Source organism: Planctomycetota bacterium, assembly GCA_033763975.1.
GTDB lineage: Bacteria > Planctomycetota > Phycisphaerae > Phycisphaerales > UBA1924 > RI-211.
In genome coordinates this window covers 149,557-172,045 of record JANRJM010000012.1, presented here as the reverse complement: position 1 = coordinate 172,045, position 22,489 = coordinate 149,557, and the positions used below count along the sequence as shown (strand labels likewise).

The 22,489-nt window shown below is 70.9% G+C and carries 18 protein-coding genes; 12 read left to right on the top strand and 6 right to left on the bottom strand.

Going from position 1 to position 22,489, the window contains the following annotated elements; genetic code table 11:
• Positions 1–4 precede the first annotated feature (4 nt).
• The 3 genes from SFY69_07315 to SFY69_07305 form a co-directional block, all read right to left on the bottom strand.
• A complete protein-coding gene (locus SFY69_07315) occupies positions 5–1,060 on the bottom strand; it encodes a substrate-binding domain-containing protein (protein ID MDX2131844.1) in 1,056 nt (351 codons plus the stop codon).
• Positions 1,061–1,086: 26 nt separating this feature from the next.
• Positions 1,087–2,205 (bottom strand): ABC transporter permease, encoded by a 1,119-nt coding sequence (locus SFY69_07310; GenBank protein ID MDX2131843.1) that lies wholly within the window; start codon positions 2,203–2,205, stop codon positions 1,087–1,089.
• 86 nt (positions 2,206–2,291) lie between these two features.
• Entirely contained in the window at positions 2,292–3,254 is a 963-nt protein-coding gene (locus SFY69_07305) for a type II secretion system protein (GenBank protein ID MDX2131842.1), read from the bottom strand.
• Positions 3,255–3,674: 420 nt separating this feature from the next.
• Between SFY69_07305 and SFY69_07300 the strand changes: the two genes are divergently transcribed.
• Positions 3,675–5,789: a hypothetical protein gene (locus SFY69_07300; protein MDX2131841.1), complete on the top strand. Its 2,115-nt coding sequence runs from the start codon at positions 3,675–3,677 to the stop codon at positions 5,787–5,789.
• A 111-nt stretch (positions 5,790–5,900) separates the two neighbouring features.
• Here the strand turns inward: SFY69_07300 and SFY69_07295 are convergent, their stop codons facing one another.
• On the bottom strand, positions 5,901–7,340 hold the full coding sequence (locus SFY69_07295) for a family 16 glycosylhydrolase (GenBank protein MDX2131840.1): 1,440 nt from the start codon (positions 7,338–7,340) through the stop codon (positions 5,901–5,903).
• Between the two features lie 325 nt (positions 7,341–7,665).
• Here SFY69_07295 and SFY69_07290 point away from each other — a divergent pair, with 325 nt between their 5' ends.
• Positions 7,666–8,298 carry a PEP-CTERM sorting domain-containing protein gene (locus SFY69_07290; protein MDX2131839.1) on the top strand — a complete coding sequence of 211 codons (633 nt, stop codon included), beginning with the start codon at positions 7,666–7,668 and terminating at the stop codon, positions 8,296–8,298.
• Between the two features lie 181 nt (positions 8,299–8,479).
• On the opposite strand, the gene SFY69_07285 is transcribed toward SFY69_07290, so the two are convergent.
• Positions 8,480–9,604 (bottom strand): glycosyl hydrolase family 17 protein, encoded by a 1,125-nt coding sequence (locus SFY69_07285; protein ID MDX2131838.1) that lies wholly within the window; start codon positions 9,602–9,604, stop codon positions 8,480–8,482.
• Positions 9,605–10,010: 406 nt separating this feature from the next.
• Between SFY69_07285 and SFY69_07280 the strand changes: the two genes are divergently transcribed.
• From SFY69_07280 to SFY69_07235, 10 genes are all read left to right on the top strand, one after another.
• Complete coding sequence (locus SFY69_07280; GenBank protein MDX2131837.1) at positions 10,011–11,129, top strand: LacI family DNA-binding transcriptional regulator; 1,119 nt, start codon at positions 10,011–10,013, stop codon at positions 11,127–11,129.
• Between the two features lie 71 nt (positions 11,130–11,200).
• Positions 11,201–12,427 carry a hypothetical protein gene (locus SFY69_07275; GenBank protein MDX2131836.1) on the top strand — a complete coding sequence of 409 codons (1,227 nt, stop codon included), beginning with the start codon at positions 11,201–11,203 and terminating at the stop codon, positions 12,425–12,427.
• A 42-nt stretch (positions 12,428–12,469) separates the two neighbouring features.
• The gene (locus SFY69_07270) at positions 12,470–13,723 is read left to right on the top strand and encodes an ATP-binding cassette domain-containing protein (GenBank protein ID MDX2131835.1); all 1,254 of its coding nucleotides are present in this window, start codon (positions 12,470–12,472) and stop codon (positions 13,721–13,723) included.
• Positions 13,720–14,691 (top strand): DUF1559 domain-containing protein, encoded by a 972-nt coding sequence (locus tag SFY69_07265; protein MDX2131834.1) that lies wholly within the window; start codon positions 13,720–13,722, stop codon positions 14,689–14,691. The genes SFY69_07270 and SFY69_07265 overlap by 4 nt, the downstream gene beginning before the upstream one ends.
• Before the next feature lie 16 nt (positions 14,692–14,707).
• Positions 14,708–16,171, top strand: a complete 1,464-nt coding sequence (locus SFY69_07260) for an extracellular solute-binding protein (GenBank protein ID MDX2131833.1) — start codon at positions 14,708–14,710, stop codon at positions 16,169–16,171.
• On the top strand, positions 16,168–17,049 hold the full coding sequence (locus tag SFY69_07255) for a sugar ABC transporter permease (protein MDX2131832.1): 882 nt from the start codon (positions 16,168–16,170) through the stop codon (positions 17,047–17,049). Before SFY69_07260 ends, SFY69_07255 begins: the two co-directional genes overlap by 4 nt.
• Positions 17,046–17,924 (top strand): carbohydrate ABC transporter permease, encoded by an 879-nt coding sequence (locus SFY69_07250; GenBank protein MDX2131831.1) that lies wholly within the window; start codon positions 17,046–17,048, stop codon positions 17,922–17,924. The genes SFY69_07255 and SFY69_07250 overlap by 4 nt, the downstream gene beginning before the upstream one ends.
• A gap of 14 nt (positions 17,925–17,938) precedes the next feature.
• Entirely contained in the window at positions 17,939–19,330 is a 1,392-nt protein-coding gene (locus tag SFY69_07245) for a GH1 family beta-glucosidase (protein MDX2131830.1), read from the top strand.
• A 160-nt stretch (positions 19,331–19,490) separates the two neighbouring features.
• Positions 19,491–20,903 carry a TlpA disulfide reductase family protein gene (locus SFY69_07240; protein MDX2131829.1) on the top strand — a complete coding sequence of 471 codons (1,413 nt, stop codon included), beginning with the start codon at positions 19,491–19,493 and terminating at the stop codon, positions 20,901–20,903.
• A gap of 36 nt (positions 20,904–20,939) precedes the next feature.
• Positions 20,940–21,698 carry a hypothetical protein gene (locus SFY69_07235; protein ID MDX2131828.1) on the top strand — a complete coding sequence of 253 codons (759 nt, stop codon included), beginning with the start codon at positions 20,940–20,942 and terminating at the stop codon, positions 21,696–21,698.
• A gap of 72 nt (positions 21,699–21,770) precedes the next feature.
• Here the strand turns inward: SFY69_07235 and aat are convergent, their stop codons facing one another.
• Positions 21,771–22,457, bottom strand: coding sequence for a leucyl/phenylalanyl-tRNA--protein transferase (gene aat / locus SFY69_07230; protein ID MDX2131827.1), 687 nt, complete (start codon positions 22,455–22,457; stop codon positions 21,771–21,773).
• Positions 22,458–22,489: the final 32 nt, after the last annotated feature.

Below are 22,489 nucleotides of genomic sequence, written 5' to 3'. Positions count from 1 at the left end.
CCTTTTACTTGCGGCCGAGCCACTTCTCCCAGAGGCCGGCGTATTGCTCGACGTTGTCCTTGGTGACGACGGCGAGGTCGAAGTGGATGACGGTGGCGGCGGGGTCCTTCTTGTGGTGGATCTTGTCGACGAGGATCTTCACGGACTCGTGCCCCCAGGCGTAGCAATCCTGGCCGATGAGGGCCTGGACCTCGCCCTTGCGGACGTAGTCGAGCTGTTCGGGGAGGGTGTCGACGGAGACGACCTTGGCCTTGTCGGCCACGCCGTCGAGCGCGTTCTGGGTGAAGAGGGGCCACCCGCCGACCATGGCCCAGCCGACGATGTCGGGGTTGGCGGTCTGGGCCTGCTGGACGGTGGCGGCGCCGTCGACGGCGGTTTCCTTGTGGTAGTAGACGTTCTTGAGCGTGAAGCCCTTGTCCTTCATCGTGTCGAGGGACTCGCGGACGCCCCGGATGCGGGCCTGCAGGTTCGGGGCGGTCTGGTTGCCCCCGAGGATGGCGATGGGTCCGCCCTTGTCGCCGACGGCCTTGGCGAGCTGGGCCATGACGGCCTTGCCGGCGGCGACGTCGTCGATGCCGTAGTACGCGAGGCGCTTGCTGGCGGGCGCGTCGGAATCAAAGGTCACGACGACGACGCCCTTGCCGACGGCCTGGTCGATCGGCGGGGTCAGCAGGTCGGCGTTCGTGCACGAGATGGCGATGCCGTCGACGCCCTGGCTGATGAGCTGCTCGACGTACTGCGCCTGCACGGCGGCGTCTTCGGCGACGGGCGTGCGCCAGACGATCTTGACCTCGACGCCCTCGGCGGCGAGGGCCTCCGAGAGTTCGCGTCCGGCGTCTTGCGCGCCGGTGCGGGCGGCCTGGAAGACCGGGTTGCTCTCGCTCTTGGCGATGACGCCGATGGTGATGGTCTTCTTGGCGGCGGGGGCGGCGCTGGCGCCGGGGGTCGTCGGCGAGGCCGGGGCGGGTTCGGACTTCTTCTCGCACGCGCCGGTGAAGGCGGCGAGCAGGCCCAGCGCGCCGCAGGTGGCGAGGCGCAGGATGGTCGGGAGCGTGGTCATGCGGCGGGACTCCTGTGTCGCGGGTGCTACGCGCGTTTCGATGACAAGCGGGCCTTGGTCTGGTCCATGACGACGGCGATGACGATCGCCGCCCCCATCACGATACTCGTGTAACTGCTGTCGATGTCGAGGATGATCATCGCGTTGGTGATGAGTTGGATGAGGATGGCGCCCAGGACGGCGCCCAGCGCCGACCCGCGCCCGCCCGAGAGCGAGGCGCCGCCGATGACGGTCGCGGCGATGACCGAGAGCTCGTAGCCGTTGCCGGCGTTGGGCTCGAAGGCGGCGTAGTAGCCGACGTAGACGCAGGCGGAGAGGCCCGCGAGCAGCCCGCAGAGCGTGTGCACAATGATCTTGACGCGACCGACCGGGATGCCCGCGTAGCGGGCGGCGGTCTCGTTCCCGCCGATGCCGAAGGCGTGCCGCCCGAGCACGAGGCGGGTGAGCACCAGGTGCCCGGCGACGGCGGTGGCGAGCATGACGAGCAGGGGGACGGGGTAGACGCCGGCGACCTCGGACTTGAAGAACCCGGCGCTCAATGACTCGGGCATGCCGCTGATCGACAGCCCGCCGGTGATGACGAACACGACGCCCCGGAGGGCGGCCATGGTGCCCAGGGTGATGATGAACGGGTGCACGCGCAGGCCCACGACGAGCGCGCCGTTGGCGGCGCCGCACGCGGCGCCGACGAGACAGCACACGCCCAGGCCGATGGGGAGGGCGGCCCAGAGCGGGGCACCGCCGGCGGAGACGATTGCGCCCCCGGGCGGGACGCCCAGCCAGTGTCCTTGGAGGGCGCGCAGCGCGAGCGCGCCGAGCAGCGCCGCCAGGGCGTACATCGAGCCGACGGAGAGATCGATCCCGCCGATGACGATGACGGCGGTCATGCCGACGGCCATGATGGCGATGAAGCTGGCGTCCTTGGCGACGAGGACGAGGTTCTCAAAGTCGAGGAAGCGGTTGACGGTGAGTTTGGTCCACTCGCCGGTGTCGGCGTCGCGGATGCGTTTCTCTTTGGTGCCTCCGAAGACGGTGAGGGTGATCATCACCAGGAGGATGACGAGCACCAAGCCGGATTCCGGGGCCGCGACGAGGCGGCGGAGGAGCGACGGTCGGGATGTGGGGGTAACCGCGGCTTCGGGCACGGGTCGGGCTCTCACGCGCCTGCCCGAGCGGGCAGGGGGCGACAGCGTACCACCCGGACGGGGACGGCGTCGGCCTGGGGGCGTGGTCAGTCGATTGTGAAGACCCGGCTGCTGCGGAAGGGGTCCATCGCGTTGATGCTGCGGGGGCCGACGGGCGGGGCGTTGGGGTTGGAGGGGTCGCGGCGTTCGAAGAAGACGGACTGGATGTCGTCCTTCACGAAGCTGGCGCTGCCGTCGGTGAAGGCGTAGTTCCCGCCGGCGACGCCGTGGTTGTCGACCTTGGCGAAGCGACCCGGGGTGGTTCCGACGAGGTCGGCGTTGGGGCCGCCGGTGCCGCCGCCGCCCCAGAAGGCGTCGGTGGAGATATCGGGCCCGTTGGTTTCATCGCCGAAGAGCGGGACGACGGCGAGGACCTTGGGCTCATCGGTGCGGAGGCCGGCGATGTAGAGGTAACTGATGTTGACGGAGCAGACCTCGGTCTCGGAGGCGGCGATCTGCGGCCTGACGCGGGGGCGCCCGGCGTAGGTGTTGTTGCTGGTGCTGGGGTACAGGGGTCCGTAGTAGGCGTCCTCGGCGTCGGCGGGGCAGTAGAGCGCGGCGTAGGAATCGAGGTACGCCCGCATGACGGGGTTGCTGGGGTTGGTGGGGCTGCCCCCGGGATAGAAGGGGATGGTGGTGCCGGGGTACTGCCGGGTGGTGCCGGCGTCGTCGAGGCGCTGGCCGAGTTGGTTGAGGGAGAAGAAGCCGGCGAGCCCGCCGCGGAGGTGCTGGCCGGTGAGGTAGCGGTTGCCGGGCGGGCTGCCCACTTCGAAGGCGGTCTTGTCGGCGCCGCTGAGGGGGATGAGGGGGTACCAGCCCTTCATGTCATTGGCGTAGTACATCATGGCGGCGCCGTTCTGGCGCACGTTGGAGAGGCATTTGGCGATGCGTGCCGCTGACCGGGCCTTGCCGAGCGCGGGCAGAAGCACGCCGATGAGCAGGGCGATGATGGCGATGACGACGAGCAACTCGATGAGCGTGAAGCCACGAGCGCGTGAACCGGACTGCATGAAGCCCTCCTGCGGGCGGCCGCACACGACGCGAGAACCTGGCGCCGCGACAGTGTGCACCCTACTGGTAAATGGCACACGGGTCAAGCATTCTGATGGCCCTCGGCGGCCCAAAGTCACACGGCGGCGCCGGGGGGTTTGAACTGGCGGGACGGGTCCCGGGCCGGGCGGGGAGCGGCGCCCGAGAAAGCCCGAGTTCCTGGGGGCAAGGTGGGGTGATTTTCGAGTCATGAGGCGGGGGCGGGGGGTTTGCGGGCGTGCAGAATTGCCTTGGATCTGTGCGATTCAACCGTAAACTGCGACACGCGGCGGCGTGCGTTGAGGCCGCCGGTTCTCGTCGCGGCACACCGGGTGCCGCTCCGGGGTGTACTGCGCGGCGCGTCGCGTGTCGCAGGTCGGCTTTGCATAGCGGAGGTTGAGATGAATCGGAGTTTGATTACGGCGGGCGTTCTTTCCTCGATCGCGGGCGCGGCGGTGGCGCAGCCGACGATCGACGGATCACTGTCGGGCGATACGTACGGCAACATCAAGTGGGTGCAGAACCAACCGACGACGTTCGGGAACAACATCGGCGGGGTGAGCGGCACGCCGGGCGACCCGGCGGACGTGGCGACGGGCGTGGAGATGAAGATCCCGCTGGCGCAGCTGGGCAACCCCGACCTGGCGGTCGGCATCAAGATGATGGCGTTCGTGCTCCGCGACTCGGGCCGGCTGATCTCGAACCAGGTGACGGGCGGGCTGGACGCGACGTACGCGATGTCGCGCATCGGCGATGCGCGCGCGGCGAACTTCGGCGCGATCGCGGAGACGCAGACCCTGACGGTGTTCCCCGCCACGCGCACGACCGCGCCGACGATCAACGGCTCGATCCTGGAGCCGGAGTGGTCGGGCGCCCGCGTGTGGGTGCAGAACCGGGCGACGACCGAGGGTGACAACACGGTCGCGACGGGCCAGGGCGCCAACGGCAGCGAGCTGGACAACATGTACGCGATGGTGGTCGGCACCGATCTGTACCTGTTCTTCGGCGGGAACCTGCACAACTACAACAAGCTGCTGATCTTCTTTGACACGCAGCCGGGCGGGCAGCAGCGTCTGCTCTTCGGCAACTCGGCGCACTCGTTCAACCTGCTCGGATCGCTCTCGGAGAGCGCCGCGGGCGCGGGCAACGGGCTGACGTTCGAGCCCGGGTTCGTGCCCGAGCAGACGTTCTTCGTGGCGTGCGGGAGCGGGGGCGACTTCTACGTCGACAACGTCACGCTGCCCGACGACCCGGTCGCGACCCCGGGCGTGGGCACGTACCTGGGCACGAACACGTGCCCCTCGCCCACGGGCACGTTCACCGGCGGGACGCCGACGGGCGAGCTCGCCAACGTGCGCGCCTCGCTGAACAACAGCAACGTCGCGGGTGTGGGCACGTCGTCGGGCGCGACGACGCCCAGCCGCGACATCGCGGTGGGCTCGGAGCTCGACGGGCTGTACGGGAGAATCGAGAACGGGAAGCTGTACCTGCTGCTCACGGGCAACCTCGAGAACAACTTCAACAAGCTCGACCTGTTCCTGGACGTCAACCCGGCCGATGGGCAGAACCAGCTCCGCGGCGACAACGTGAACATCGACTACGACGGGCTCAACCGCATGGGCAACGGCGGCGGCGGCGCCCCGAACGCCGGGGCGGGCCTGCGCTTCGAGAGCGACTTCTTCGCGGACTACTACATCGGGATCACCAACGGCAACGACCCCGTCGACATCTACATCAACGCGGCGACGCTGCGTGCCGACGGCCCGCGCCTCAACAGCGGGTTCATGGCCGACTACTCGGCGAACTACGGCGGCGAGAAGTCGCAGAACGACCCCGTGAGCCTGATCGCCACGTACGCCGAGTACCAGTTCTTCGACGCCGAGGGAACGGTGCTCTCGACCGACGGCCCGCCGCGCCTGATGGCCGACTGGGTCCCGCTGCAGGTGCCCCCGACGCTGCCCGAGCGCAACGTGACGCCGGACGCGCAGTTCGCCGGGCGGCTGCGCGCCACGATCGACAACAACAACATCCTGGGCGTGTCGGGCACGACGCTGCCGATCGACGTCTCGGGGGCGGGGCTCGTCACGACGGGCATCGAACTGGAACTGGACCTGGCCGAGCTCGGCTGGGACGGGTCGTCGAGCGTGAAGGTCGCGGGGTTCATCAACGGGCAGGCGCACGACTTCGTGTCGAACCAGGTGCTGGGCGGGCTGCCCACGCCGGTCGGCGCCGACTTCGCGCCGGACCTGGGCGAGCCTTCGGTGATCGACTTCAGCCAGATCGACGGCACGCAGTACGTGGTGGTTCCGGTCGAGTCGGCGCCGCCGTGCGACCCCGACGTGAACGCGGACGGGAACGTGGACCAGGACGACATCGCGTGCCTGGCGCAGGCTGTCGCGGGTGATCCGTCGTGCCTGGGCGGGGGCGTCGATCCGGACTTCAACCGCGACGGCAACGTGGACCAGGACGACATCGCGTCGCTGGAGCAGGTCGTCGGCGGGGCGAACTGCCCCTGAGTGACGGGCTGACGAGGTTCGTGAGAGTTCGATGAGCACACAGACCCCGGCGGCGTCGCCGGGGTCTTTTTCTGCGCGGGCGGGTCGTCGCTCGCGTGGGGCGGGGTGCGCTTACTGATCGCGGACGAGTTGGAAGAGCGCGAGCCGGTCAAAGGGCGTGCCGGGCGTGCCGTCGCCGTCGACGTCGCGGTTCAGGCCGCCGCCGCTCTCGTAGTCGTAGAGGTCGTCGATGTCAACGACGGCGTTGGCGTTGACGTCGCCGGGGATGAGGAACTCGATCCAGTTGGTGTTGAAGTCGGCGCCCGCGGCCCCGACGTTCGACAGGCGCAGGGCCGTAAGCCCCTGGGGCAGGGTGACGGTGGTGGTGAGGGTGCGGTAGGACTGCCACCCGCCGCTCGACGGGATGGGGAGGACGTCGGAGATGTTCTGGCCGTTGGACGCGAGGCGGCAGGCGGCGCCGGCGGCCTGGGTGGCGACGCGGAGGCGGACCTGGTACTGGCCGGCGGCGGGCGCGATGACGGAGTACTCGACCCACTCGCCGGGGCGGAACCAGCCCGTGTTGAACCCGCCCTCGGCGCAGGCCTCGATGTCGACGGCCTCATCGGGGCGGAAGGCGTTGCCGACGTTCTCCGGCTCGGTGTCGTTGTACGCGATGGAGCCGCCCCCCAGGTCGAAGTGCTCGGCCTCGATGCGGGTGGGGAGCGTGGGGGCGAGGCCGGCGTACGGGCCCTTGGGCGGGCGCTGCGAGACGCGGACATAGTCGACGCGCAGGGTGGAGGGGAACGGGGTGGACGCGTTGGGATTGCCCGGCCAGTTGCCGCCGACGGCGAGGTTGAGCAGGAGGTGGAAGGGGGTATCGAAGGGGGCGCGGTCGTTGGCGGGGGCGGCGGTGCTGAACCAGGTGGCGCTGGTGACGCGGTAGTAGCGGACGCCGTCAACGTACCAGCGGATCTCGTCGGGCTCCCACTCCACGCGGTAGACGCGGAAGGTGTTGGCGTAGGTGCCGGCGAGTTGCCCGCCGTTGGACGTGTTGTTGGGCCAGTTGCTGCCGTGATGGATGGTGCCGTGGGCGGTGGTGGCGGCGTTGATGGTTTCGATGATGTCGATCTCGCCGCTGGCGGCCCACCCGCCGTAGGGCGAGTTGGTGGGGAGCATCCAGAAGGCGGGCCAGAGGCCCTGGCCGGCGGGGACGCTGATGCGGGCTTCGAAGCGTCCGTAGCGGAAGTCGCGCCGGCCGAGGGTGCGGATGCGGGCGGAGGTGTACGAGCGGTTGTTGTAGTTCTCGGCCCGGGCGATGATCGAGAGCATGCCGTTGCTGACGGTGAGGTTCTGGGGGCGGCCGGTGTAGTACTGGAGCTCGTTGTTGCCCCAGTTTTCCAGGCCGTAGAGCGTGCCGGTGCCGGTCTGGACCTCCCAGTTGGCCGCGTTGAGGGCGGTGCCGTCGAACTCGTCGGCCCAGACGGGGATCCAGGCAAGCTGGGCCAGGCCCGTGGACGCGGTGCAGAGGACCGCGGCGAGGGCGTGGTGGGGGACACGGGGTGCGAGGGGCATGGATGACTCCACCGCGCGGCGCAGGGGGGCCGGCTCGCGGCGTGGCGCAGCGTACCAAAGGACCGGAACGATTCCAGTAGGCTTGCGCACATTCGCCGGGGGGGTAGATGCGGGCGGATGGCGCGGGGGGATGGGAAAGAAGGGCAGGTGCGGGCGGATTGGGGTGATGCGGGCGGGGTCGGGGGGCGCGTCCGGCGGGGAAAATGCGTTGAAACCGCGCTGAAACTGTTGCAAGGTTTCGGTATCCCGCGGTAGAGTAGCGGACGCGGCATTCGGGCCGAAGCCCGGCGAACGCCGCCCTGGTTCGCGAAAAGGAGAGAGAGTCATGCGTTGTACGAGTGCGTTGTTCGTGACGGTGTGCGCGGGCCTGCTGGCGTCGACCGCGCAGGCGAGCGTGCTGGTGAATCCCGGCTTTGAGACGGGGACGGCCCCGGGCAACGGTGATTTCGGCGGCTCGCCCGGCTGGATCACGTTCGGCAACGTGTTCACTGTTTCGACGCCGAACCCCGCGCCGGTCGGGCCCCGCAGCGGCACGGGCGCGCTGAAGCAGTTCGGCACGTTCCCCGGCGTGTCGGGCGCGTTCCAGGTGTTCCCGGCGTCGGCCGGCGAGCAGTGGTCGCTCTCGGGCTACGGGCTCAACTCGAGCGCCGACGCCATGCAGGCCGAGAACTTCGCCCTGCTGAAGATCGCGTTCAAGAACGCGGCCAACGCGGAGATCGGGTTCGCCGAGTCCGCGTTCATCACGAACGCGACGGTGCAGGATCAGTGGCACGCGCTGTCGGCGAACGGCGTGGCGCCGGCCGGCACCGTGACCGTCGAGCTGTTCGCGCTGTTCGTGCAGCCGAACTTCAACGGCGGGGCCGCGTTCTTCGACGACCTCGCCGCGGTCCCCTCGCCCGCGAGCCTGGCGCTGCTGGGCATGGGCGGGCTGGTCATGGCGCGTCGTCGCCGGGCCTGAGCACAGGGCACACTCCCCCGCGGCGGCCGCGGGGCGACGCTTCAATCGCAGTGCACGATCGGCCCCTGCGCGCGCGGGGGCCGGTTTTCTTTTTGGAACGGCTTCTCGAGCAGCGAGCGCGCGGGCCGCGGCGCCGACGCGGGCGTGTTGGGACGTGCTGTATGGCGTGGTGCAGGGCGGGCTACTTCTTCGCGGGCGCGGCGTCGGGCGGGAACGGCGCCGGCGCGCCGGGGTGCGGGCGGAAGAGCAGTTTGGGCGTGCGATCGGCGTTGTACACGCCCCAGTGCTTCTCGACCTCGGAGGGCTCGGGCCCGCCCTTCCAGTTCTCGTCGAACGCCTCGAAGAAGAAGTAGGGCTGGCGGTGCTCGATGGCCCAGTCGCGCAGCGCGCGGAAGAAGATCTCCTGGTCGCGCTCGTTGGGGACCGCGGTGATGAGCCGCGCCTGGTCGCCGGTGGTGCCCTTGTCGGTGGCCCAGCCGATCTCGGTGATGACGATCGGCAGGTCGGGGTGCATGGCGTGCACGGCGGCGATGCGGTCGCGCGTCCAGGCGAACGAGTCGGTGAGCGACTGCCCGTTCCACATCGCGTACGCGTGCAGGGCGAGGTAGTCGCACTCGCTGGCGATGTCGCGGCTTTCGGGCTGCGTCCAGTAGAGCTCGGTGTCGCACGTCGAGACCGGCACGGTGGTCGCGGCGCGTGCCTGGCGGAGGTAGCCCTTGACGACCGACGGCGCGACGCGGTGGGCCGACCAGCTCACGAGCGCCTCGTTGCCGATGTTCAGCGCGACGACGACGTCCGGGAACTCGTTGGCGAGTCGGACGGCGGCGGCGACCTCGGCCTGATTGGCCGCGGCGATGGGGGCGATGACCGGCCCGGGCGTGCCGTCGGCGTTGGGAATCGACTCCTGGGCGATCCAGGCGCCCACGAGGACCTTGAGCGGGAGTTTCTCGGCCCGGATGAGGCGACAGACGATCTCGGCGGATCCGCGGGCGGCGTAGACGCGGAGCATGCTCCAGTGGCGCGCCATGATGTGCAGGTCTTCGCGGATCTGGGCCTCGGTGGGCGAGGGCCCCTCGGGAAACTGCCCGTCGCGGTGCGGGCCGTAGCACACCCCGACGCCCCCCCAGGCCTGCGGCGTGTTGACGAGGCGGAACGGGCGCTGATCGCTCGGTGCGGCGATGCTCCCACCGGCGGGGGCACGCGTGGCGGGGGGCTGTGTGGCGGGCTGGGCACCGGCGACGCAACCGGCCAGGCACAGCAGCGAGGCGGCGCGGGCGATCTGGGCGAACCGGAGGGCTGTGGCCATGGCTGGTCCTCGAGGGGTGGGAAGAATCCGGCGACGGGCGGACGTGCGCGACTGTACCGGGCGGGGCCGGCGGCTGCAACTGTTTCGGTAGGCTGGCGGGCTGTTACGCGTCGGAACGCCGGGACGCACGCTGCTGGAGCCCGGAGGGCCGGGGGCGGGACGGCGCGAGGCGGGGCGGGAGGGGGCGACAGGGCCGGCGGGCGGAACGCCCGAGAGAGCGGAATGGAAGGGGAGAACGCGGACAGGAGCACACGCGGGCGCGGCGGATGAAGATCGTGTCAGATGTGCATTGACACCTCCGGCGGATTCCGGTACGGTGCCTGGAACACTTCCGGGACACGGCCCGCGCGGGCCGGGGGCGCACCGGGCGGCGATGGGCCGTTGAGTCGAAAGCGAGGCGAGCGGCGTGTCATCGGTGCGGGCCATCGCGAAGGAGCTCGAGCTGTCGGCGGCGACGGTGTCGCGGGTGCTGAACGGGCATCCGGACGTGGGGCGCGCGACGCGCGAGCGGGTGCTGGCGTACATCGACGCGACGGATTACTTTCCGAAGGTGGGGCGGCGGCACGCGAACGTGATCGCGCTGGCGTACCCGGACGAGCCGGTGCGGACGGACTACGGGTCGTTCGAGCCCGCGCTGCTGGCGGGCATCATGCGGGGGCTGGGCGAGCAGCAGTTCGACCTCAAGCTGCTGAGCCTGCGCCGCGACCGGGTGGCGTCGGAGTCGTACACGCAGTTCTTCATGCGCAAGGGCGTGCGCGGGGTGATCCTGCGGTGCTCGCGCCGGAACCGCTCGACGATCACGCAGATCGCGGCGGAGCGCTTCCCGGCGGTGGTGGTGGCGGAGCACTTCGACGAGGAGAGCGTCAACTTCGTGCGGGCGGAGTCGTACTCGAGCAGCCGCCGGGCGATGGAGCACCTGATCGCTTTGGGGCACCGGCGGATCGCGCTGGCGATCCACAATGTGACGGACAGCGACCACGCGGACCGTCGCCGGGCGTACAACGACGGGCTGTACTGCGCCAAGCTGCCGGTGGACCCGGCGCTGATCTTCGAGCAGCCCGACAGCCTGTTCGCGGGCGAGCACGTGGTGGACGCGATCCGGATGATGGCCTCGCCCCCGACGGCGGTGGTCGCGACGAACCCGATCACGACGCTGGGCGTGATGCGCCGGGCGCAGGAGCTGGGGCTGTCGATCCCGCGCGACCTCTCGGTGGTGGGGATGGACGACAGCGACGTGCGGACGCACGTCTGGCCCCGGCTGACGTGCGTGTGCCAGGACGCGGCGTTGCTGGGGTATGAGGCGGCGTTGTGGCTGTCGCGCGGGCTGGCGGACGGGCGCAAGCCCGGGACGATCCGGCGCGTGCTGGGGACGACCTTCGAGGTGAACGGAACGACCGCCGCGGCGCCGGGGCACGAGATCGGCGCATCGGAGGCGCCCTTGCCGGAGGCGGCGGGAGCGTCGGAAACGGCGGGGGCGGCCCGGGCGCCCCGCAAGGCGCGGGGCGGGAAGTCGGGCGTGGTGTGAGGCGAGCGCGCCGGGCGTGGTGGCGTCCGGGCGGGTGGTGGTCCGAGTGTCAACGTGGAAAGGGAGTGATCATGAAACTTCGCGTGCTGGTGGGTGTGGCGGCGTGTGCGACGGGCGCGACCGCGTGGGGCCAGTTGACGAACCCGAGCTTCGAGGCGCCCGGCACGTCGACGATCTTCGACGGCTGGAACAACTTCGAGAACGCGTTCCCGGATTTCAGCATCTTCCGCTCCGGGTTCGTCGGCGTGAAGCTGTTCGGCAACGGGGGGGCGGCGTACAACGCGGCGGGCGTCTCGCAGGGCCTGCCCACCACGCCCGGCCAGGCGTGGGAGGGGCGCGCGTGGGTGCTGAACTCCTCCACCGACCCGATCCAGGCGAGCAACTTCGCGTCGGTGAACATCGAGTGGCGCGACGCGTCGGACGGGCTCATCGGCTTCGTGCCGGTCACGGGGGCGACCGCCGCGACGCCCACGGACGTGTGGCAGGAGGTCACCGTGACGGGCGTCGCGCCGGCCGGCGCGGCGACGGCCCGCCTCGCCCTCCTGCACATCCAGGGCCCCGAGCTCGCGCCGGGCGCCGTCTTCTTCGACGACGCCTCGCTCGCGCCCGTCACCAGCACCGGGGTGGTCAATCCGGGCTTCGAGAGCACCGCCGGCAACACGTTCGCCGGCTGGACGAAGTTCGGCAACGTCTTCCCGGACTCCAGCTTCGTGCGGACCGGGTCCGTCGCGTGCAAGATGTTCGGCAACTTCACGGGCGGGGAGAACGCGTCGGGCGTCTTCCAGGACTTCGCGGCCTCGCCCGGGCAGACCTGGACGGGCAGCGCGTTCGCGGGGACGGTCGCGAACGATCGCGTGGGCCCGGGCAACTTCGCCGTGCTGAACATCGAGTGGCGCGACGCGACCAACCAGCTCATCTCCTTTGACACGGCGTCGGCGGTGACGGAGGCCAGCCCGACCAACACGTGGCTCCCGGTGACGGTGCAGGGCACCGCGCCGGCGGGCACGGTCGTGGCGCGGATCGTGCTGCTGCACATCCAGCCGGCGTTCAGCGGGGGAGCGGTGTGGTGGGACGACGTCACGTTCGGGCAGGGGGGCCAGAACCCGCCTTGCGACCCGGACGTGAACGCGGACGGGAATGTGGATCAGGACGACATCGCGTGCCTGGCGCAGGCCGTGGGCGGCACGCCGGACTGCCTGGGCGGGGGCGTTGATCCGGACTTCAACCGCGACGGCAACGTGGATCAGGACGACATCTCGAGGCTGGAGCAGGTCGTGGCCGGGGCGGACTGCCCGTAAGAGGGTCCGGAACGGGCCCACCAGCACGGGAGGCGACCACTGATGGCCACGCTCACGCTCGAACGCGTCTCGAAGGTGTATGCCAACGGCTTTCGGGGCGTGGACGAGGTGTCGTTCGAGGTGGCGTCGGGTGGGTTCTGCGTGCTGCTGGGCCCGTCGGGGTGCGGGAAGTCTTCGACCCTGCGGATGGTCGCGGGACTGGAGTCGGTGAGCGCGGGGGTGATCCGGATCGACGGATCACCCGTCAACGCGGTGGCGCCCAAGGACCGGGACATCGCGATGGTGTTCCAGAGCTACGCGCTCTACCCGCACCTGAGCGTGGCGGAGAACATCGCCTTCCCGCTGCGCATGCGCGGGGTGGGGAAACACGACATCCGCGCGCGCGTGGCGGACGTCGCGTCGATGCTCGAACTGACCGAGATCCTGTCGCGGCGGCCCGCGCAGCTCTCGGGCGGGCAGCGCCAGCGGGTGGCGCTGGCGCGGGCGATCGTGCGGCGTCCGAAGGTGTTCCTGTTCGACGAGCCCCTGTCGAACCTGGACGCGCGCATGCGCCATCACACGAGGTCGGAGCTCAAGGCCCTGCACGCGCGCCTGCGCGTGACGAGCCTGTACGTGACGCACGACCAGGAAGAGGCGATGTGCCTGGCGGACACGGTGGTGGTGATGGCCGGGGGGCGGGTGCGCCAGGTGGCCCCGCCGATGCAGGTGTTCGAGGCGCCGGCGGACCGGTTCGTGGCGGGGTTCGTCGGGTCGCCCGCGATGAACTTCATGGACGCGACGCTCGAGGAGCGCGGCGCGGGGCGGTTCGCGGTGCGCCTGGGGGGCGTGGGGGGCGCCGGGCACGTGCTGGGGGGGTATCTGCGGGCCGAGGGCGCCAGCCCGGACGTGCGCGCCGGCGCGCGGGTCGTGGTGGGCGTGCGGCCATCGTCGGTGTGCCCGGTGGCGGACGGCGCCCGGGGCGTGCCGGGCGAGGTGGAGATGGTGGAACTGCTCGGCGAGACGATGGACGTGACCGTGCGGACACCCGTCGGGCGCCTGGTGGCGCGGATTCCGGCGCGGCGGGGGATCGAGGCGGGGACGCGGCTTGCGTGGCGGGCTGATCCCGGCGCGGTGCACGTCTTCGAGCCCGGGGCCGACGGGCGCCGGATCGGCGGGATGGCGGAGGACGCGCGGGCCGACGACGCCGGGGCGGAGCGCCCGATCGGCGCGCCGGCGGGGGCGGCGTTCGCGGGGACAGCCTGGGACGGACGTGACGATCGGGGACCGGGACTTTCAGGAACAGGGAGCACGCCATGATCGAGAAGCACGCGTCGAGAGGTCGGGCGGGAGGGCGGCAACGCGCGGGCGGTCCGGGCTTCACGCTGATCGAGCTGCTGGTGGTCATCGCCATCATCGCGCTGCTCATCGGCATCCTGCTGCCCGCGCTGGGTCGGGCGCGTGAGTCCGGGCGCGACATCAAGTGCCAGTCGAACCTGCGGGGCATCGGGCAGGCGATGCTGACCTACGCGAACGACTACCGCGGGCAGTTCCCGCCCACGCTGCACGATGCGCCGGACCCCGAGACGAACAAGTTCAGCATGCAGTGGTTCGACGAGAACCGGCTCGGGCGGTACCTGCCGCAGGTGGACTTCACGAACGTGACGGACGCCAACACGCGGAGCAACACGCTGGGCGGGGGCGTGATGCTGTGCCCGAACCATCCGTCGGGCGGGCGGTCGTACACGATGAACTTCTGGGCGTCGTGCGCGGGGAGCTGGCGCCTGGAGGGCAACCGCGTGGCCGCGTTCAAGCCGGGGCGCAGCCCGTACGACGCGAGCGAGGGTTCACGCGGGAGCGCGTGGGACTCGACGGTGGATTTCTCCTCGAAGATGCTGCTGATGTCCGAGGGGTGGGGGCTGTTCGGCTCGGAAGTGCTGAACCCCAAGACGTGGTTCACAAGCGGGAACATGGGCGCGCTCGCGATGCCCGCGCAGCGGTTCGGGGCGGGCTTTGGGGTGACCGGGCCGGGCGCGTTCCCGGGCGACTGGTTCAACCTCGCGCCCGAACTGGCGGGCGTGGCGACCCCGGGCGAGCTGCGGGCGTATGTACCGTTCTACCGGCACCCGCGCCAGCGCGGGCGCACGATCGAGAAGCGCAGCGGCGCGAACATGTCGTTCGCCGACGGGCACGTGCAGCAGTTCAAGTACAACGATCTGGTGGACTCTACGTTCCAGAGCACGGGGGCCGTGCTGTGGTCGCCCAAGGACTTCTCGCTCAGCAACTGATCGGGGCTCGGGGCGCGTGAGGCCCACGGCCGGGGGCGACGCCATGCGCGACGGGGGCGGTGGGAGAGCAGGGCGGCTTGGGTCGGACGGGCGTCGGCGCCCGGCCTGGCTGGGGTTCGCGGCGATCTGCGCGATCGCGGTCGTCTCGAGCGTCATGATGCTAGCCCGGCGCGAGGCGCCGCCCGCGGGCGCGAGCATGTGGCTCTTCGCCCGTCTGCACCGCGACATCTACGTGCCCGCGGTCGAGGACTGGAACCGCACGCGCGAGCCCACGGTCCGCATGTCGCTGCTGGGCGTGCAGGCCATGGAGCAGCGGACGCTCTCGTCGTTCCTGTCGGGCACGCGGAGCGCGGAGCTGATGGAGGTCGAGCGGCGGATCGCGGCGCGGGCCTTCGCCGGGCCGGTGGAGTCGGTGGGTTTTCTCGACCTCACGGACCGCCTGCGCGAGGAGGGCCTGCTGGAGGCGATCAACGCGTCGTCGTTCACGCCCTGGACAAGCCGCGGGAGGATCTTCGGCCTGCCGCACGACGTGCACCCGGTGATGCTGGGCTATCGCGCGGACATCGTGGAGGCGGCGGGGATCGACGTGTCGACCATCGAGACCTGGGACGACTTCGTGCGCACGCTGCGCCCGCTGATGTACGACGCGGGCGGGGCGAAGCGCACCGACCGCTACCTGCTCAACCTGTGGGAGACGCACCAGGACGTGCTGGAGATGCTGCTGCTGCAGGCGGGCGGGGGCATCATCGACGAGCGCGGGCTGCCGATGCTCGACGCGCCCGTCAACGCGCGGGTGCTGGCGCGCGCGGTCTCGTGGGGGCACGGCCCGGACCGGATCGCGGCGGACGCGCCGTACTTCAGTGCGGCCGGAAACAGGCTGCTGCTCGACGGGTACGTGCTCGCCTCGTTCGTGCCCGACTGGATGTGCAACATCTGGCGCAAGGAGATCCCGGAGTTGGGCGGGAAGGTGAAGCTCATGCCCCTGCCCGCGTGGGAGAAGGGCGGCCGCCGGACGAGCGCGTGGGGCGGCACGATGCTGGGCATCTCGCGCGATGCGCCCAACCCCGAGGAGTGCTGGGCGTTCGCGAAGCACTTGTACTTGTCGCCCGAGCTGTCGCGTCGGTTGTACACCGAGGGCGACATCATCACGCCCGTGAAGGCGTTCTGGTCGGACCCGGTGTTCGACGAGCCCGACGCGTACTTCGGCGGGCAGGCGCGCGGGCGCGCGTACATCAACCTCGCGCCGCAGACGCCGCCGCGGTACAACTCGCCGTTCAGCGCGCTGGCGCTCGACCGGCTGCGGAGCGCCGCGACGCAACTGGCGGCGTACGCCGACGCGCACCCGCCGGCGACGCCCGAATCGCTGGAGCCCGAGGCGGCGCGCCTGCTGAAGGCGATGCAGGCCGACATCATGCGCCACGTGCGGCGCAACCGGTTCTTCGCCGAGGACGCCCCGCCCGACGACGGGGTGCAGCCATGACCGACGCGCCGCGATCCCGGTTCGCGCCTTGGCTGATGCTCGCGCCGTTCCTGGCGGTGTTCGCGGTGTTCGTGGCGTGGCCCCTGGCGACGTCGGTGGTGCTCTCGACGCGTCAGACGTTCGGCCCGGGCACGAGCCGCGGGGTGGGATGGGGGAACTTCGAGCAGTTGTTCGCCGACCCGCTGTTCTGGCGGGCGCTGCGGAACACGGGGCTGTACACGGTGGGCACGGTGCTCGTGCAGCTCCCGCTGTCGATGCTGCTGGCGCTGGCGCTGAACCACCCGCGCCTGCGTGGGCGGGCGTTCTTCCGGATGATCATCTTCTCGCCGGTGCTGGTGGGCGTGGTGTTCGTCGCGATGATCTTCACGGTGCTCTTCGACAAGCGCACGGGGCTCATCAACCAGGTGCTGCACGCGGCCATCGGCTGGGACCTGGACTTCCCGTGGCTCGACACGTACGTCATCCCCTCGCTCATCGTGGCGACGCTGTGGCAGTACGTGGGGTACAACATGGTCTACTTCCTCGCGGCGTTGCAGAACGTCTCGCCCGAGATGCGCGAGGCCGCGCTGCTCGACGGCGCGGGGCCCTGGTCGCGCTTCCGGCACGTGGTGATCCCCGCGATCCGCCCGGTCGCGACGTTCGTGGTGCTGCTCGCGATTCTGGGGAGTTTCCAGTTGTTCGAGCTGCCCTTCATCCTGCTGAACGGGACGAGCGGGCCCGACAACCGCGGGCTCACGCTCGTCATGTACCTCTACCAGACCGGGTTCCAGACGGGCGACCTCGGCTACGCCTCGGCCATCGGGTGGGCGCTGGCGCTCGTGCTGGGGGTCTTCGCGGTCGTGCAGTACAGCCTCGACCGGCGGGGGGTGCGCCGATGACGCGCGGATCGGACGGGATGGACGCGCGCGCCGGGCGCGTCGGGCTGCTCGCGTGCTACATCCTGGTCATCGTGGCGACGGTGATCATCGCGGTGCCGTTCGTGTGGCTCGTGTGCGCCTCGTTCAAGAGCAACGCCGACTTCCTGCTGTACCCGTTCCTCCCGCGGGGCGAAGGGGTGCTGGGCGTGGCGTGGGACCGGCTGACGCTCGACCACTTCCGGAGCCTGTTCCGCGAGGCGGGCGTGGGGCGCGCGCTGCTGAACTCGCTGGTGCTGTCGTCGGTGACGGCGGTGCTCGCGACGCTCGTGTGCGCCATGGGCGGGTACGCGCTGGCGTCGCTGGAGTTCGCGGGCAGGCGGCTGGTGTCGAACGTGGTGATGGCGGCGGTGGTGATCCCCTCGCCCCTGCTCATCGCGCCGGGGTTCCAGGTGCTGTACCGGCTGGGGCTGCTGGACAGCTACGCGGGGCTGATCCTGCCGGCGATCGCGCCGGCGTTCGGGGTCTACCTGTTCCGCCAGGCGACGCTGTCGAGCGTGCCCCGAGAGCTGCTGGAGGCGGCCCGGATGGACGCGTGCGGCGAGGTCCGGGCGTTCTTCCGGGTGGTGTTCCCGCTGGTGCAGCCGATGGTGGCGGCGTTCCTGCTGATGACGTTCCTGGCGACGTGGAACAACTTCTTGTCGCCGCAGGTCGTGCTGCAGACGCCGGAGAAAATGCCGCTGGCGGTGATGATCGCGCAGTTGAAGAACGTATATTACCAGGACTATGGGCTGCTGATGGCCGGCACGCTGGCCTCGATTCTGCCCGTGGGCGCGTTGTTCCTGCTGCTGCAGAAGGACTTTGTCACCGGGCTGACGAGCGGCGCGGTGAAGGGGTGAGGAAGGGCGTACGCATGTCGACCGAGTTTCCGCCGGGCTTCGTGTGGGGAGCGGCCACGTCGTCGTACCAGATCGAGGGCTCGTCGGGCGAGCAGGAGCGCGGGCGGAGCGTGTGGGACGCGTTCGTGGCGCGCCCGGGCGCGGTGTACTCCGGGCACACGGGCGAGGTGGCGTGCGATCACGTGCGTCGGCTGGACGAGGACCTGGGGCTGATGGAGGCGATGGGGCTGGGGGCGTACCGGTTCTCGGTGTCCTGGCCGCGCGTCGTGCCGCAGGGCCTGGGGCGCGTGAACGACCGGGGGCTGGATTTCTACGACCGGCTGGTGGACGGGCTGTTGGCGCGGGGCATCACGCCGTGGGCGACGCTGTTTCACTGGGACTACCCGCTCGCGCTGTACCACCGGGGCGGGTGGCTGAACCGCGAGAGCGCGTCGTGGTTCGCGGAGTACGCGGGGCGGGTGGCGGCGCGCCTGTCAGACCGGGTGACGCACTGGATGACGATCAACGAGCCGCAGGTCGTGGCGCAGTTGGGGCACGCCGACGGAACGCACGCGCCGGGCGTGCGGCTGTCGCGCGCGGAGCAGTTGACGGTCGTGCACAACATGCTGCGTGCGCACGGCCTGGGGACGCAGGCCATCCGCGCGGGCGCGACGCGCCCGGTGCGGGTCGGCTGGGCGCCGGTCGGGCACATCGCCAGCCCCGCCGACGAGGACCCCGCGACCATCGAGGCGGCCCGGGCCGAGACGTTCCGCGTGAAGCGCGAGAACCTGTGGAACAACACGTGGTTCTCCGACCCCGTGTGCCTTGGGCGCTACCCCGAGGACGGGCTGCACGCGTACGCGGGCAGCCTGCCGGAGATCCACGCGGGCGACATGGAGTCGATCTGCCAGCCGCTGGACTTCTACGGCGTGAACATCTATTCCGGGTCGCTCGTGCGGCGCGGGGCGAACGGTGCGGCGGAGGCTGTGCCGACACCGCCCGGCGCGGCGCGCACGAGTTTCAACTGGTTCGTCACGCCCGAGGTGCTGCGCTGGGGGCCCCGGTTCATCTTCGAGCGCTATCGCCTGCCGGTGGTCATCACGGAGAACGGCATGGCGAACCTCGACTGGATGACGTCCGAGGGCGAGGTGCCCGACGCGCAGCGGATCGACTTCACACGCCGGTACCTGCGCGCGCTGCACCAGGCCATCCGCGACGGGGCGGACGTGCGGGGGTACTTCCACTGGTCGCTCATGGACAACTTCGAGTGGGCGGAGGGGTACAAGGAGCGTTTCGGGCTGATCTACGTGGACTTTCCCTCGCAGGAACGCACGCTCAAACTTTCGGCGCACTGGTACCGCACGGTCATCGAGAGCAACGGGCGGGCGCTCGCCGGGCCGAGCCCCGTCCGCGCGATCGACGCCTGAGCCGTCGCGCGGCCCGGAGGCCCGGTGCCCCCGGCGGGACCATGCCCCGCCCCGTACACTTCCGTCAACGCGCTCGCCCACGGAACTTCCGGGCGGCGTGACCGTCTGACTCTCGGCGGGCGGGGCGGGCCCCGGGTGCCAGCGGCAAGGAGGGTGCGCGATGTCGAAACACACGACGCGGGGATGGAGCGCGGCGTTCGTCGCCGGGGTGATCGGAGCGGCGTGCGTGGTGCTCGGGCCGGGGGCCGGCACGGCGCTGGCGCAGGGCGCGGCCCCGAAGGCCGCCCCGCGGGCGAAGCCGGAGAAGGCGCCGGCGAAGGCCCCGGCGCCCCCGGCGCCGGAGTATGCGAAGGCGGTCATCGCGGGCGCGCGCGAGGCTCTGGCAACGGTGAGCACGCTGTCGTACGAGGCGAAGGTGACGGGCGGGGCGGAGGCGTCGCCGACGTACGCCGCGACGGTGGTGGTGCGGAAGGCGGACGCGGGCGGGTGGATGATGTATGTGAAGGGCGAAGCGACGCCGTCGACGGGCGACGCGCCGACGCCGAACGCGTTCGAGATCGGGTACGACGGGGTGAACGCGCGGGCGGTGCGTGCGAGCGAGAAGATCGTGTTCGAGAAGGCCGTGCTGGAGATGGAAGACCTGCAGTCGTTCCTGGGCTCGCAGCACGCGCGTCCGGTGGTGGCGTGGGAACTGCTGAGCGAGGAGCCGTTCGGGAAGGACGGTGACAAGGCGTTGTTCGAGGGCCGCGAGACGATCGCGGGCGAGCTGTGCGACGTGGTGCTGGTGCCCGATCCGAAGGCGCCGGCGGTGCCGGCGAAGGCGGACCCGGCGCCCAAGACCGGGCCGAAGACCGGGCCGAGGAAGGACGCGGCGATCGCGCCGACGGGCGTGCGGTACGCGTTCGCGCGGAGCGATCGGCTGCCGCGCCGGATCGAGCGATTCAACGCGGGCACGGCGCAGGTGGTGGAACTGACGAAGGTGGCGACGGACGGCGAGGCGGCGAACGCGGTGTTCGCGCTGCCCGTGCCGCAGGGCTACCGCATCCGCGACCCGGAGGCGGCGAAGACGCGCGAGGCCGGGGGCGGGGGCAAGAAGATCCTGGGCGACCCGGAGAACCGCGCGGGGCGCAAGGCGGGCCCGCTGGCGGTGGGCGACGACGCGCCGGCGTTCGACCTGAAGGACCCGGCGGGCAAGCCGGTGCGCCTGGCCGACATGCAGGGCAAGGTGGTGGTGCTGGACTTCTGGGGCACGTGGTGCGGCTGGTGCGTGAAGGCCATGCCCATGATCGAGAAGGTGCACAAGCAGTACAAGGGCAAGGGCGTCGAGATCATCGGCATGAACATCGAGAACGACCCGCGCGCCGACCCGGCGGGGTTCATGCGGCGCAACCGCTACACGTACACCCTGGCGCTGAACGCGGAGCGCGCCACGCAGGACTACCGCGTCACCGGGTACCCGATGCTCTTCGTGATCGACCAGCAGGGCAAGGTCGCGTCGGTGCACCGCGGGTACAGCGACGACCTCGACACCAAGCTCAGCGAGGACATCGAGCGCCTGCTCGCGAAGAAGTGAGGCGCGCACGCCGCGCGAACGGGTGAGTCTGCACGCATGCGGACGATGGGGGTGTTCAAACGGCGCGGCGTGGCTGCGGGGCTCTACCTCGTGGTCATCGCGCTGGCCGGCTACATGATCGGCATGCCGTTCATGTGGCACCTGGAATCCGCGACCAACCTGGACGAAACGGGCGGCGTCACGTCGATCGTGACGACGCTGGCGTTCGTCGGGCTGCACGTGCTGTTCCTGTGGCCCATCCGCAAGCCCGGGGCCGCGGGCGACGGGCGGGGCATCGTGTGGAGCCTGATCGTCGCGGGTCTGCTGGTGGGCGCGCTCGCCACCGGGCTGGTGCTGGCCGTCGGAAACGCGGTGATCGTGGTGGTGGGGGCGAACAACCCCAGCGACGAGTTCATCGGGTGGGCGGGCGCGGGCGTGCTGGCGGCGGGGTGGCTGGTGAGCACGCCCCTGCTGATCGCGTTCACCAGGCGGGGGCGGCCCGAGAGCGTGCTGCAGCGTCTGTCGGCGCGCCTGTTCATGGGAACGATCGTGGAAGCCGCGGCGATCATCCCGCTCGACGTGCTGGTGCGCCGGCGCGAGGATTGTGTGTGCGCGACGGGGACGTACCTGGGGCTGAGCCTGTGCGGGGCGGTGGGGCTGTTCGTGATGGGGCCGGCGGTGTTGCTGCCGCTGCTGGCGAAGCGCCGTCGCCGGTGGTACGCGGGGCGGTGCGAGGTGTGCGGGTACGACATGACCACCACGACCGGCCTGGACCGCTGCCCGGAGTGCGGGAGCGGGTGGCGCCCGCCGCGGTGAGCGCGGGATTGGACACGCCTCGGGCGGAGCGGCGATAGCGCCGGGCGGGCGAAGCGCGGCCGCGGGAAGAAGTCAGTTGAAGGGCGTCCAGGCCCGTGGTTCGAGGGCGGCCGAGTCGAGGTGGGCCTGGTACTCGCGCGCGTCGATCTCGATGGCGCCGAACTGGTCGAGGTGGGGGTTGGCGAGTTGAGAATCGAGCATGGTGAAGCCGCGCGCGCGCAGATGTTCGACGAGGCGGACGAGGCAGACCTTGCTGGCGTCGGTGCCGCCGAGGTCGGGGCGGGAGAACATGGACTCGCCGCAGAACACGCTGCCGACGCACAGGCCGTACAGCCCGCCGACGATTGCGCCCGGGGCGGCGGGGGCGGGAGCGCCCGGGCCGGGAAGCCAGGCCTCGACGCTGTGGGCGTGCCCGGCGCGGTGGAGGAGGTCGAAGAGGGCGACGATGTCGTCGTCGAGCCAGGTGGAGGGGCGTTCCGGGCGGGGCTGGGCGCAGGCACGCACGACGCGGGGGAAGTCGGCGTCGGAGGTGATGCGGAATCGTCCGGCGCGGATGCGCGCCCGCAGCGACCGGGGGACGTGGAAGCGGTGGTCGAGCGGGATGACGGCGCGCTTGCGGGGCTGGACCCAGCGCAGCCCGCCGCTGCGGTCGTCGTGCATCGGGAACCAGCCCTGGCGGTACATGGCGAGAACGGCGTCGAGCACCGCGCGCTGGGCGGGGGTGATGGCGGACGGGGAGTGGCGGGCACGGTCGGACATTGGACACGCCGCGTGAGGGCGCGCACGATACC

Excerpts from the sequence above, each read along its gene's own strand:
- SFY69_07305 (MDX2131842.1), bottom strand. The coding sequence starts at position 3,254 with ATGCAGTCCGGTTCACGCGCTCGTGGCTTCACGCTCATCGAGTTGCTC.
- SFY69_07315 (MDX2131844.1), bottom strand. The coding sequence starts at position 1,060 with ATGACCACGCTCCCGACCATCCTGCGCCTCGCCACCTGCGGCGCGCTG.
- SFY69_07255 (MDX2131832.1), top strand. The coding sequence starts at position 16,168 with ATGACCGACGCGCCGCGATCCCGGTTCGCGCCTTGGCTGATGCTCGCG.
- SFY69_07250 (MDX2131831.1), top strand. The coding sequence starts at position 17,046 with ATGACGCGCGGATCGGACGGGATGGACGCGCGCGCCGGGCGCGTCGGG.
- SFY69_07285 (MDX2131838.1), bottom strand. The coding sequence starts at position 9,604 with ATGGCCACAGCCCTCCGGTTCGCCCAGATCGCCCGCGCCGCCTCGCTG.
- SFY69_07235 (MDX2131828.1), top strand. The coding sequence starts at position 20,940 with ATGCGGACGATGGGGGTGTTCAAACGGCGCGGCGTGGCTGCGGGGCTC.
- SFY69_07290 (MDX2131839.1), top strand. The coding sequence starts at position 7,666 with ATGCGTTGTACGAGTGCGTTGTTCGTGACGGTGTGCGCGGGCCTGCTG.
- aat (MDX2131827.1), bottom strand. The coding sequence starts at position 22,457 with ATGTCCGACCGTGCCCGCCACTCCCCGTCCGCCATCACCCCCGCCCAG.
- SFY69_07270 (MDX2131835.1), top strand. The coding sequence starts at position 12,470 with ATGGCCACGCTCACGCTCGAACGCGTCTCGAAGGTGTATGCCAACGGC.
- SFY69_07240 (MDX2131829.1), top strand. The coding sequence starts at position 19,491 with ATGTCGAAACACACGACGCGGGGATGGAGCGCGGCGTTCGTCGCCGGG.
- SFY69_07300 (MDX2131841.1), top strand. The coding sequence starts at position 3,675 with ATGAATCGGAGTTTGATTACGGCGGGCGTTCTTTCCTCGATCGCGGGC.
- SFY69_07295 (MDX2131840.1), bottom strand. The coding sequence starts at position 7,340 with ATGCCCCTCGCACCCCGTGTCCCCCACCACGCCCTCGCCGCGGTCCTC.
- SFY69_07275 (MDX2131836.1), top strand. The coding sequence starts at position 11,201 with ATGAAACTTCGCGTGCTGGTGGGTGTGGCGGCGTGTGCGACGGGCGCG.
- SFY69_07265 (MDX2131834.1), top strand. The coding sequence starts at position 13,720 with ATGATCGAGAAGCACGCGTCGAGAGGTCGGGCGGGAGGGCGGCAACGC.
- SFY69_07245 (MDX2131830.1), top strand. The coding sequence starts at position 17,939 with ATGTCGACCGAGTTTCCGCCGGGCTTCGTGTGGGGAGCGGCCACGTCG.